Annotated in this window: 12 protein-coding genes; all 12 read left to right on the top strand. The window is 42.4% G+C overall.

What is annotated here, in order from left to right; translation table 11 throughout:
* The first annotated feature begins 41 nt into the window (after positions 1 to 41).
* The 12 genes from IGI89_RS11690 (at position 42) to nusB (ending at position 11,303) form a co-directional block, all read left to right on the top strand.
* A complete protein-coding gene (locus tag IGI89_RS11690; protein WP_008378502.1) occupies positions 42 to 950 on the top strand; it encodes a diacylglycerol/lipid kinase family protein in 909 nt (302 codons plus the stop codon).
* Between the two features lie 96 nt (positions 951 to 1,046).
* Entirely contained in the window at positions 1,047 to 1,580 is a 534-nt protein-coding gene (locus IGI89_RS11695; protein ID WP_438735690.1) for a GNAT family N-acetyltransferase, read from the top strand.
* A 230-nt stretch (positions 1,581 to 1,810) separates the two neighbouring features.
* A complete protein-coding gene (locus IGI89_RS11700; protein ID WP_016620450.1) occupies positions 1,811 to 4,585 on the top strand; it encodes a sigma-54-dependent transcriptional regulator in 2,775 nt (924 codons plus the stop codon).
* 229 nt (positions 4,586 to 4,814) lie between these two features.
* Positions 4,815 to 5,309 carry a PTS system mannose/fructose/N-acetylgalactosamine-transporter subunit IIB gene (locus tag IGI89_RS11705; protein WP_026008065.1) on the top strand — a complete coding sequence of 165 codons (495 nt, stop codon included), beginning with the start codon at positions 4,815 to 4,817 and terminating at the stop codon, positions 5,307 to 5,309.
* A 68-nt stretch (positions 5,310 to 5,377) separates the two neighbouring features.
* Positions 5,378 to 6,370 (top strand): mannose/fructose/sorbose PTS transporter subunit IIA, encoded by a 993-nt coding sequence (locus IGI89_RS11710; protein WP_008378493.1) that lies wholly within the window; start codon positions 5,378 to 5,380, stop codon positions 6,368 to 6,370.
* Between the two features lie 30 nt (positions 6,371 to 6,400).
* Entirely contained in the window at positions 6,401 to 7,204 is an 804-nt protein-coding gene (locus tag IGI89_RS11715) for a PTS mannose/fructose/sorbose transporter subunit IIC (protein ID WP_008378492.1), read from the top strand.
* A 20-nt stretch (positions 7,205 to 7,224) separates the two neighbouring features.
* Positions 7,225 to 8,136: a PTS system mannose/fructose/sorbose family transporter subunit IID gene (locus IGI89_RS11720; protein WP_008378490.1), complete on the top strand. Its 912-nt coding sequence runs from the start codon at positions 7,225 to 7,227 to the stop codon at positions 8,134 to 8,136.
* Between the two features lie 116 nt (positions 8,137 to 8,252).
* Positions 8,253 to 8,618: a DUF956 family protein gene (locus IGI89_RS11725; protein ID WP_005235348.1), complete on the top strand. Its 366-nt coding sequence runs from the start codon at positions 8,253 to 8,255 to the stop codon at positions 8,616 to 8,618.
* A gap of 74 nt (positions 8,619 to 8,692) precedes the next feature.
* Positions 8,693 to 8,932 carry a GlsB/YeaQ/YmgE family stress response membrane protein gene (locus tag IGI89_RS11730; protein ID WP_005225767.1) on the top strand — a complete coding sequence of 80 codons (240 nt, stop codon included), beginning with the start codon at positions 8,693 to 8,695 and terminating at the stop codon, positions 8,930 to 8,932.
* Positions 8,933 to 9,146: 214 nt separating this feature from the next.
* Positions 9,147 to 10,211: a M24 family metallopeptidase gene (locus tag IGI89_RS11735; protein WP_005235349.1), complete on the top strand. Its 1,065-nt coding sequence runs from the start codon at positions 9,147 to 9,149 to the stop codon at positions 10,209 to 10,211.
* Between the two features lie 209 nt (positions 10,212 to 10,420).
* The gene (locus IGI89_RS11740; RefSeq protein ID WP_005225770.1) at positions 10,421 to 10,846 is read left to right on the top strand and encodes an Asp23/Gls24 family envelope stress response protein; all 426 of its coding nucleotides are present in this window, start codon (positions 10,421 to 10,423) and stop codon (positions 10,844 to 10,846) included.
* The gene (gene nusB, locus IGI89_RS11745; RefSeq protein WP_005235350.1) at positions 10,839 to 11,303 is read left to right on the top strand and encodes a transcription antitermination factor NusB; all 465 of its coding nucleotides are present in this window, start codon (positions 10,839 to 10,841) and stop codon (positions 11,301 to 11,303) included. Before IGI89_RS11740 ends, nusB begins: the two co-directional genes overlap by 8 nt.
* The last annotated feature ends 65 nt before the right edge of the window (positions 11,304 to 11,368 follow it).

The raw sequence follows: 11,368 nt of genomic DNA on the forward strand, positions 1-11,368 counted from the left end.
CTGGATTCATAGAAAATGAACCCAAACAAGGAGGCTGTTTTATGAAAGCATTATTGATCGTCAATCCAAGTTCTGGTGGGGAACAAGCGAAAGAATTTGAGGAGATGGCAGAAGAAAAGCTGCGGGAAGCTTTTTCAGAAGTCGTTGTCAAACATACCGAAAAAGAAGGAGATGCTACACGTTTTGCCTCTGAGGCAGCAGCAGAATTTGACAGTGTCTTCGCAATGGGCGGTGATGGTACCGTCAATGAAGCAGTCAATGGCTTAGCTCCTCATGACAAACGACCAAATTTCGGTTTCTTCCCGCTGGGCACAGTAAATGATTTAGCCAGAGCATTAGCGATTCCACTAGATCCCAAGGAAGCCATCGAATCATTTGCAGTGGACCACACCCGCAAAATCGATATTGGGCAGGTTAATCAAGACTATTTTACCAATGTAGTGGCGATTGGTATGATTCCAGCGGCGATCAACAATGTGGAAGTTGAAGAAAAAACCAAGCTGGGAAAAATGGCCTATTTTGTTTCTGGTCTACGGGAAGTGCGGAAAAATGAAAGTCATCCGTTTGAAGTGACCGCCGAAAATAATGGCGAAAAAACGACGATCGCTGTGGAAAGCAGTACGATGATCGTTGGTTCATCCAATACGATCGGCGGTTTCGAATCTCTTTTGCCTAAAGCGAGTACCGATGACGGCAAATTACATCTGATCTACTTAAAGGATACGAATCTTTGGGAAACTGTCAAAAGCGTGCCTGAGCTTCTCAAAGGAGTTACGGAATCAAATGATGTTCTTGGTTATCAAACTTTTGATAAAGCAACGATTCGTTTGACGGATGGGGCAACGATCGAAACGAATGTCGATGGTGATCCAGGGCCGGAATTGCCAATCACAGTAGCGGTGCTGCCGCAACATCTTACCGTGTATTGCGGAGTTGAAAAAGCCCGTTAAATCATTCATAACTAGGAAACGATCCGTCAAAAGCGGATTGTTTTTTTTATTCAGAAAGAGTATACTGGGAAAAAATTTACTGAAAGAAGGGGTTCTATGACGATACGTTCTGCCACGATTGCAGATGCCCAAGCCTTGACAGCAATCTATGCTTATTATGTAGAAAATACACCGATTACCTTTGAAACGGAGGTGCCATCGGTTCAAGAATTCGCGGAACGCATCGCCAAGACCTTGAAACGCTACCCGTATCTCGTTGCAGAAGAGGCTGGTGAAATTGTCGGTTATGCCTATGCGTCAGCCTATAAAGAACGGGCGGCGTATGATTGGACCGTTGAAGTAACCGTTTATTTAGCGCCGGATGCCAAAGCAAAAGGGCTCGGCACCGCTCTTTATCAAGGGCTTGAAGAAAAACTAAAAGCGCAAAACGTGGTCAATCTGACTGCGTGTATTACAGGAGGCAATCAACAAAGCGAGGCTTTTCATGAGAAGCTTGGGTATCGGAAAGTTGCTGATTTTTCGCATGTCGGCTATAAGTTCAATCAATGGCACGATGTGATTTGGATGCAAAAAGAACTGCAACGGTTTCTTGATCAGGTGCCAACGTTCATTCCCAATGAAAAAGCCTAACACATCCTGACTTTTGAATATCTTTTTTTGGCAAAATGCTTTATGCTGAGAGTAGCATGTGAAAGGACGTTCTATTGTTCTTTCGAACAAAGTATTTTGCTTTTTCTGTGTGGAAAAAAAGTTGCTTTTTTATAGAAAAATGAGTAAAGTATTCAAGTGGAAAAAACAAGGAGGCGAAGCTGTTGGGCAAGCGAATCGAACGGATTTATCAATATATCGTCGAAAATACGATGAGCGGCTTAGGGGAAAAGAAGGGGTTGTCTACTTCAGAAGTTGCCGATCATTTAGCCATTCAGCGCAGTAATGCCAGTAAGGATTTAAATAAGCTTGTTAAAGAAGGGCGCGTCGAAAAAAGCGACTCGCGGCCTGTTCGTTATTGGGCGGCAGGGGTCGATCCCAGCAGTAAGGAAAAGTATGTCCCAAGCTACAAAGAAAGTCGCCCGCAAAGAGAAAAAGCCTTCCCTCAACGAGTACAAGGAAAACCCTCTGACCGAGATATTTTTGCGACGATCATCGGTGCCAACGGAAGTATGAAAAACGCTGTTGAGCAGGCGAAAGCAGCGATCTTGTATCCGCCGAAAGGGCTAAACTGCTTGATCACAGGGCCTACTGGTTCTGGGAAAACGTACTTTGCCCATGCGATGTTCCAGTTTGCCAAAAGCAATCAAGTAATTGCCGATGACAAAGAATTGATCGTCTTTAACTGTGCGGACTATGCAAATAACCCAGAGCTTTTGATGAGCCATTTGTTTGGTTATGTACGGGGGGCATTTACGGGTGCCGATCAAGAGAAGATTGGTATTATTGATCAAGCGGATGAGAGTATGTTGTTTCTCGATGAGATCCATCGATTACCTCCAGAAGGGCAAGAAATGATTTTTTACTTTATGGATCATGGAACCTTTAGCCGTCTAGGAGAGACGGGCAAAAATCATCAAGCGAATGTCCGAATCGTTGGTGCTACTACCGAAGACCCCAACTCAACGCTATTAGATACCTTTACCCGACGCATTCCCATCAATATTCAACTGCCCTTTTTTGAGAAACGACCCGCATCAGAAAAAGTCGATCTCGTTCGGGTATTAGTCGGGCAAGAGGCGACCCGTATTCAGCGGACGATCTCCTTGACAGAAGATGTGGTCAAAGCGTTGATCGGCAGTGTCAGTTTTGGGAATATCGGTCAATTGAAATCCAATGTCCAGCTAGTCTGTGCACGGGGCTTTTTGAATCATATGCAACAAGATGAGATTGAAATCGATTTGATCGATTTGCCAGAAGGGATTCGTTCAGGATTGATCGTTTTGGGGAATCGCCGCAATGAGCTGGCAGAGCTCTCTAAGATCCTTGAACCGAAGATCAGCATTCAACCGAATCAAAACTTAAACAATATTCAATCAGATTCCTATGAATTGCCTTATAATCTTTACGATATTATCGGCGACAAGGCTGCTCTGCTAAAAGCAGATGGGTTAGATCAAGAAGCGATCAATCATTTTATCTCAACAGATATCAATGTTCACTTAAAGTCTTTTTATAAAGATCACGGGTTTTCCTTTAACTCGGTCAATAAACTAAGTGAATTTGTCGATCAGAAAGTGATCAGTGTAACAAATCAAATCTATGAGCTGGTTCGACAACGCTTAAATTATGATTTTCAGCAAAATTTCATCTATGCCATGAGCTTACACATCAGCTCGTTTTTGAAAAAAATCCATTTGGGAGAAGAACGACAAACCAATGACAATATTCGTCAGATGGTAGCTGATTATCCTCAAGAGTTTGAAGTCGCCAAAGAAGTCCGCGATTTTATTGGTGATAGTTTCCAAGTGGCGATTCCTGAGAGCGAATCTTATTATTTAGCGGTTCTTCTGGTTTCTCTTAGAACCTCTCATTCCTCTGGGAAAATCGGCGTCGTCGTTGCAGCCCACGGCAACAGCACAGCCAGTAGCATGGTACAAGTGGTCAAACAATTGCTGGAAGTCGATCAAGTGACAGCGGTGGACATGCCGTTAGATATGCCCCCGGCTGTGGCGTTGAAAAAAATCGTGGATAGTGTACGGGCAGTCAATGATGGCAGTGGGGTGATCCTCTTAGTCGATATGGGGTCCTTAGCGACCTTTAATAATGAAATCCAACGAGAAACGGGTGTGGCTGTTCGAACAGTCGATATGGTGACCACCTCCATCGTCCTAGAGACGGTCCGTAAAGCGTCAGTGATCGGCACGGACCTCGATCAGCTCTATGATTCATTACGGAAGTTCCGCGGGTATGGAGCGGTCACTGTGGAAGAACCAGTGACACAAAACCACCATCCTAAAGCGATTCTAGCGGTCTGCGCTTCGGGAAAGGGAACGGCGCAGCGCATCAAAGAATTGATCCAAAGCTCATTGTCAAAACGTCAAAACCAAAATGTCGAAGTGGTGACGTTATCGGTGGCGGATCTGAGGACGGACTTGGATCAGATTCAACAGCGCTACCGTCTGATTGCCGCAACAGGGATCATCGATCCCCATATCGACGCACCGTTTATTTCATTAGAACGTTTTATTGATCAAGATGTTGATCTACTGTTGGATGATATCCTATTAGAGAATGATTTGAGTTTTGAAGATGAAGTACAGCTAGATGATCGGCAGGCGAAAGAAATCTGTGTCCGGTATTTAGAGGAAAACTTTACCTATGTCAATGCGAAAAAAGTAGTAGAGCCGTTGTGGAAATTTGGCGAAGAGATCATTCACGATTTGGATTTGGTAGGGGCGCAGCAAGGCTTTCAGATCAATTTTGTGATGCATGGCGCAGGTATGCTGGAGCGGATCTTACTGCGGCAGCCATTGACTGTTTCTGAAATTGATTTAGCAGCGATGGAGGAGAATCCGCTTTATGGCCAATTGCATGTGCATGTCCAATCGTTTTCACGCTTGATGAATATCGAAGTGCCTAAGACTGAAGAGTACTATCTGCTAGAGCTGATCAAAAACCATCACGAAAAAGAAATGTATTTTTAATTCTTACAAATAATACAGATACACTAAAAAAGATACAGTATTTTTTAGTGTATCTTTTTTAGTGTATTATCTGAATGCTGATTCTTAAGGTTTTTTCAAGAATAGTGTATCGGAAAAAATTGGCACGCTTCTTGCTTCTATATAAGTGGATACAGGAGGTGATTGAAAAAAGAACAGATCCTCAATATGAAAAGCGGATCGATGGATGTAGGAGGCTTGCACAATGGGAATGGATATACGTCTTGCCCGAATCGACGATCGGTTGATTCATGGTCAGGTCGCCACAGCTTGGTCGAAAATGACTGGTATCAATCGAATCATCGTGGTCAGTGATGAAGTCGCAAATGACCAATTACGAAAGTTTCTCTTGAAAGAAGCTGCTCCACCAGGGATCAAATCCAATGTGGTGACAGTAGCGAAAATGCTTGAGGTGGCGCATAACACATTATTTAATACGCAAAAAGTCATGTTATTATTTACCAACCCTCAAGATGTCGTGACTCTGGTTAAAGGAGGCATTGACATTCGTTCCGTCAATATCGGCGGTATGAGTTTTTCAATGGGAAAACGAATGATCACTAATTTCGTGTCAGTCAATGATCAAGATCTTGCTTCATTGCTTTACTTGCAAAACCAAGGCATTGAAGTGGAGATACGCAAAGTTCCAGCTGATCGTAAAATCTTTTTGAAGGATATTTTGGAAAAAGAAGGTAGTCACCCTTAGTTTTTCGATGTTGTTTTTTCTTTCGTATTCGTGTCACATTTTTCAATTTTGATATAGGAGGTAAAAAGATGGTAGGAATTATCCTAGCAAGTCATGGAGAATTTGCTAACGGCATTTTGCAATCTGGTTCAATGATCTTCGGCGAACAAGAAAATGTTAAAGCTGTTACATTGATGCCAAGTGAAGGTCCAGATGACATCAAGGCAAAAATGCAAGAAGCAATTGCTACATTTGACGATCAAGAAGAAGTATTATTCTTAGTTGATCTTTGGGGTGGTACTCCTTTCAACCAAGCGAACAGCTTGTTTGAAGATCACAAAGACAAATGGGCAATCGTTGCTGGTATGAATTTACCAATGGTGATCGAAGCCTATGCTTCACGTTTTTCAATGAATACAGCGCATGAAATTGCTGCGCATATCGTTGAAACAGCTAAAGAAGGGGTCAAGGTCAAACCAGAAGAACTTGAACCAGAAGAAGCTTCAGCACCAAAAGCAGTGCAAGACGATCAACCTAAAGGATCACTTCCTCCGGGAACTGTTCTAGGCGATGGCAAAATCAAAATCGTACTTGCTCGTGTCGATTCACGTTTGTTGCATGGTCAAGTTGCTACAGCTTGGACAAAATCAGTGAATCCATCTCGGATCATCGTTGTTTCTGACGCGGTGGCAAAAGATGACTTGCGTAAAAAACTGATCGAACAAGCAGCTCCTCCAGGAGTAAAAGCGAACGTCATTCCAGTGGACAAAATGATTGAAGTTTCTAAAGACCCTCGTTTCGGGAATACGAAAGCTTTACTATTATTTGAAAACCCACAAGATGTATTACGTGCTGTTGAAGGTGGCGTTGATATAACTGAAGTGAACGTTGGTTCAATGGCTCACTCTGTTGGGAAAGTTGTTGTAAGTAAAGTATTGTCGATGGGTACAGATGATGTGAATACATTTGAAGATTTGAAAGAACGCGGCATCAAATTCGATGTGCGTAAAGTACCAAATGACTCTCGAGACAACATGGATGAAATCTTACGCAAAGCCAAAAATGAATTGGCAAATAAATAGAAACGTATTCAACTAAATAGGAGGTCTATCATGACTATTATATCTATGGTATTAGTAGTACTCGTTGCCTTTTTAGCTGGTATGGAAGGGATCTTGGATGAATTCCAATTCCATCAACCGCTAATCGCGTGTACTTTGATCGGTTTAGTGACCGGTAATTTGGAAGCATGTATCATTTTGGGCGGATCATTACAAATGATCGCACTTGGATGGGCAAATATCGGTGCCGCTGTTGCACCTGATGCTGCATTGGCGTCTGTCGCATCTGCAATTATTTTAGTTTTAGGTGGACAAGGAACTGCTGGTGTTGATACAGCGATTGCCGTTGCGATCCCTCTAGCTGTTGCTGGGTTGTTCTTGACAATGATCGTTCGTACATTGGCTGTGCCAATCGTTCACTTTATGGATGCTGCTGCTGAAGAAGGCAACATTCGTAAAATCGAAATGTGGCACGTGATCGCTGTATGTATGCAAGGGGTTCGTATTGCGATTCCTGCAGCTGCATTGTTGGCTATCCCTGCTGCAACTGTTCAAAACTTCTTAGAATCAATGCCTGCATGGTTAACTGATGGTATGGCTATCGGTGGTGGTATGGTTGTTGCCGTTGGTTACGCAATGGTTATCAACATGATGGCAACTCGCGAAGTATGGCCATTCTTTATTATCGGTTTCGTAATCGCAGCTATCTCTCAATTGACATTGATCGCTATCGGTGCCTTGGCAGTAGCAATCGCATTGATCTACTTGAACCTAACTAAAATGGGCGGATCATCAAATGGAGGCGGCGGCAGCAACACTGGCGACCCTCTAGGCGATATCTTGAATGACTATTAGAATCGAAGGAGGAGAAAAAAATGGCAGAAAAAATTCAATTAAATAAAAAAGATCGTTTAGCCGTAGCATGGCGCTCTACCTTCATTCAAGGTTCATGGAACTATGAACGTATGCAAAATGGTGGTTGGGCATTCTCAATGATTCCAGCAATCAAAAAATTATACAAAACAAAAGAAGACCGTGCCGCTGCTTTGAAGCGTCACTTAGAATTCTTTAATACTCACCCATATATCGCATCACCAATCTTAGGTGTAACTTTAGCGTTAGAAGAAGAACGTGCCAATGGCGCGCCTGTCGATGACGTAGCGATCCAAGGGGTAAAAGTTGGGATGATGGGTCCTTTAGCCGGTGTCGGTGACCCTGTGTTCTGGTTTACTGTACGTCCGATGTTAGGTGCATTAGGTGCTTCTCTTGCTTTAGGCGGAAACATCTTAGGCCCAATCATCTTCTTCGTTGCTTGGAACATCATCCGTTGGGCATTTATGTGGTACACACAAGAATTCGGCTACCGTGCTGGTTCTAAAATCACAGATGACCTTTCAGGTGGTTTGCTACAAGATGTAACAAAAGGTGCTTCTATTTTAGGGATGTTCGTATTAGGGTCACTTGTTCAACGTTGGGTATCGATTTCCTTTGCACCAGTTGTCTCAAGCGTACCGCTTGATGAAGGTGCTTATGTCGACTGGGCGAACTTGCCTTCTGGTTCAACTGGTTTGCAACAAGCCTTCCAACAAGTAGCTGAAGGCCGTGCATTGACTGATACAAAAGTAACAACATTGCAAAACAACTTGGATCAATTGATTCCTGGTTTAGCTGCACTATTGCTTACTTTGTTATGTATGTGGTTATTGAAGAAAAAAGTTTCTCCAATCGTCATTATTATCGGTCTATTCTTAGTCGGTATCGGTGGACACTTGATCGGATTGTTATAATCTTTTCAATGATAGGTGCTTGGGGAGACCCAAGCATCTTTTTATTTATTCGCCAAACATGCCGCAAACACGTATAATAGGTAACGATAAGACGATATAGAATGGAGTAAGCGCAAATGGTACAATCCCTTAATACAAAAGTTGATTTGACGATCGATGCTACGTCTTTTTTAGGTATCAATGAATACGGTAAAATAATGATCGGCGATAATGCCTTTGAGTTTTATAATGATCGTGACAAACGCAAGTTTATTCAAATTCCTTGGGAAGATGTCGACTATGTGATCGCTTCGGTCTTGTTCAAAGGACGCTGGATCCCACGGTATGCGATTCGGACCAAAAAGAATGGGACATATACCTTCTCATCAAAAGAACCAAAAAAAGTTCTGCGGGCAATTCGCGAATACGTTGACCCAGATCATATGGTCCATTCTCTTGGCTTTTTCGATATCTTGAAACGGGCAATTACCCGTAGAAAATAACAAGAGAGCATATGTTTTTCCAATTGATTCTCAATATGTTACCCTTTTTATAAGAAAGTTTAGGAGGGGTTATTATGCACTTTTTATGGACATTGATCGTGGGAGCGGTCATCGGTTCAATCGGTGGCGCCATCGCAGGAGAAAAACGCGGTTGCATTTTTGATATCGTGGCAGGACTTGTGGGCGCATCAATCGGACAAGGCTTATTCGGCACTTGGGGACCGCAAGTGGCAGGAATGGCAATCGTGCCAGCAATCATTGGGGCAGTCATTTTCGTGGCTGTCGTATCATTCTTTTTGGGACGTAAAAGATAATTATCAAAGAAGCAATCCGTTGATTGGGTTGCTTTTTTTGTGGATTAAAGTTATCTAGAAAAGAACAACGAGAGAGCCAACTAGAGTCTTTTTAAAACACCATTCTTTAGGTTCGTATTGTTTGATTTTTTAGAAAACTTTTCGCTTACTTTCCGCTTTTTCTGGAAGTTTGTTATAATACTATCGTATAGAACAAGAAAGTAGGGAACGATACATGTTAAGAGTTGAAAAATTACGTGAAGCAATGAGAAAAGATTCGATTGATGGGTTCTTGATCACCAGCCCATACAATTTGCGTTACTTGACAAACTTTACTGGTACAACTGGTTTAGCAGTCATTACGTTGGACAAAGCTTTTTTTGTAACAGATTTCCGATATACAGAGCAAGCAGCTGCCCAAGCCCAAGGATTTGAGATCGTAAAAAATAGTGGACCGATTTTTGAAGAAGTTGCAACTATCTGCCAAAAGGAAGAAATCAATGTCTTAGCATTTGAAGAAAGTTTCGTCAGCTTTGCTGAATACTCCGTCTTAGAAGACTTGATTGAGGAATCCTCATTAGCTCCTGTATCTGGTATGATCGAGGCATTGCGGGAAGTCAAAGATGAGGAAGAAATCGCATTGATCCAACAAGCCTGCCATATCGCCGATCAAGGGTTCGAACATATTTTGAAAATGATCCGCCCAGGGATGACCGAAATCGAAGTGGCGAATCAGTTAGATTTCTTTATGCGTTCATTAGGTGCCACAAGCGTATCTTTTGAAACGATCGTGGCCAGTGGTCTTCGTTCAGCAATGCCCCATGGGGTTGCCAGTGAAAAAGTGATTGAACAAGGCGATCTGATCACGTTAGACTTTGGCTGTTACTATCAAGGCTATGTGTCTGATATGACCAGAACTTTTGCTGTGGGGGATCCTGGCGATAAATTGAAAGAAATCTATCAAATCGTGCTAGAAGCACAAGAAAAAGTCTTGGCAGCAGCAAAACCTGGAATGACCGGAATTGAGCTAGATGCGATCGCCCGGGATCACATAGCTTCCTTTGGCTACGGGGATGCTTTTGGTCATTCAACAGGCCATGGGATTGGTTTAGAAATCCACGAAGGACCAAATGTCTCCTTCCGTGCTGATAAAGCATTTGTTGTCGGAAACGTCATTACAGATGAACCAGGCATCTATCTTCCAGGAATTGGCGGCGTTCGTATCGAGGATGATCTTTTGATCACTGAAACTGGTAATAAAGTGTTGACACATTCACCGAAAGAATTGATCATTCTCTGATTCATCGACCTTGTTTTTCAGAAAATTCATTGAGAATAGTGGGTTATTATAGATTCTCAGTGCAGAAAATGATAAACTTAGAGCGAGAAGAAACACTGTGCCATGGATGTTATTGATTGAATCAAGCGCTGGCTTGTTTCAAACGGAAAAAACGAGCGATTTTTTTACAAACAATACGGTACAGCTGTTTAGAATGGAGGCAAAAACGTATGAATGAAGATAAAAACCTTGTATTAAATGCAAGTCCTGAATTAGGCGAAATCGTCATCGCGCCAGAAGTGATCGAGATCATTATTGGGATCGCTGCTTCTAAAGTGGAAGGTGTCTATGGGATGCGAGGAACACTGGCAAACAGTGTCACTGAATTACTAGGCCGCGCAGCTCATGGCAAAGGAGTCTACTTAACGATCGATGAAACAGGGATCAAAGTGGATATCTACTGCTATATCACTTATGGGATGTCAGTGCCTAAAGTGGCAATGGAGATCCAAGAACGGGTCAAACAGCAAGTCTTATTTATGACAGATGTGCAACTGGCTGAAGTAAATGTTCATGTTGTGGCAGTCGTGCCAGAAAAAGTAGATTTACCAGACATCGAAGAATTATTTGGAAACGACGAGGAAGAAAATGAGTAAAGAATTATCTCGGCATGAAATACGGAAAATGGCGTTACAAGCTTTATTTCCACTAGACTTTAACAAAGATTTAACGAAACAAGATGCCATCATGCATGCCATCGAGTTGGAACACCATGAATTGATTGATGAAGAACAAGAGCATTTTGTCCCTGTTTATTTAGATCAATTAGTGGCAGGTGTCTGTCATTACAAAGAAGCCTTGGATGAAGTCATTCAAAGTCATCTAAAAGCCGGTTGGAAAATCCAGCGTTTATCAAAAATGGACGTGACGATTTTACGAATCGCTTTGTATGAAATGATCTATGTGGATAATGTGCCGAATCGTGTGGCTTTGAATGAAGCGATCGAATTAGCGAAAACCTTTAGTGACGATCAGTCAAGAAAGTTTGTCAACGGTATTTTATCGACAGTCAATCAAGAGCTAGAAACAAAAAACAACCAAGTAAGTGAGTAATTTTCAGCCTTAACACTATCGAACAAAAGAAAACAGCCTTTATTCGATCGAGGCAGAAACCGAAC

The sequence above is a fragment of the Enterococcus sp. AZ141 genome (assembly GCF_051714385.1).
In the GTDB taxonomy this organism is placed as follows: domain Bacteria; phylum Bacillota; class Bacilli; order Lactobacillales; family Enterococcaceae; genus Enterococcus_D; species Enterococcus_D entomosocium.

Bases quoted from the DNA above. Each gene is read 5' to 3' on its own strand.
- IGI89_RS11690 (WP_008378502.1), top strand. From the start codon at position 42: ATGAAAGCATTATTGATCGTCAATCCAAGTTCTGGTGGGGAACAAGCG.
- IGI89_RS11695 (WP_438735690.1), top strand. From the start codon at position 1,047: ATGACGATACGTTCTGCCACGATTGCAGATGCCCAAGCCTTGACAGCA.
- IGI89_RS11700 (WP_016620450.1), top strand. From the start codon at position 1,811: ATGAGCGGCTTAGGGGAAAAGAAGGGGTTGTCTACTTCAGAAGTTGCC.
- IGI89_RS11705 (WP_026008065.1), top strand. From the start codon at position 4,815: ATGGATATACGTCTTGCCCGAATCGACGATCGGTTGATTCATGGTCAG.
- IGI89_RS11710 (WP_008378493.1), top strand. From the start codon at position 5,378: ATGGTAGGAATTATCCTAGCAAGTCATGGAGAATTTGCTAACGGCATT.
- IGI89_RS11715 (WP_008378492.1), top strand. From the start codon at position 6,401: ATGACTATTATATCTATGGTATTAGTAGTACTCGTTGCCTTTTTAGCT.
- IGI89_RS11720 (WP_008378490.1), top strand. From the start codon at position 7,225: ATGGCAGAAAAAATTCAATTAAATAAAAAAGATCGTTTAGCCGTAGCA.
- IGI89_RS11725 (WP_005235348.1), top strand. From the start codon at position 8,253: ATGGTACAATCCCTTAATACAAAAGTTGATTTGACGATCGATGCTACG.
- IGI89_RS11730 (WP_005225767.1), top strand. From the start codon at position 8,693: ATGCACTTTTTATGGACATTGATCGTGGGAGCGGTCATCGGTTCAATC.
- IGI89_RS11735 (WP_005235349.1), top strand. From the start codon at position 9,147: ATGTTAAGAGTTGAAAAATTACGTGAAGCAATGAGAAAAGATTCGATT.
- IGI89_RS11740 (WP_005225770.1), top strand. From the start codon at position 10,421: ATGAATGAAGATAAAAACCTTGTATTAAATGCAAGTCCTGAATTAGGC.
- nusB (WP_005235350.1), top strand. From the start codon at position 10,839: ATGAGTAAAGAATTATCTCGGCATGAAATACGGAAAATGGCGTTACAA.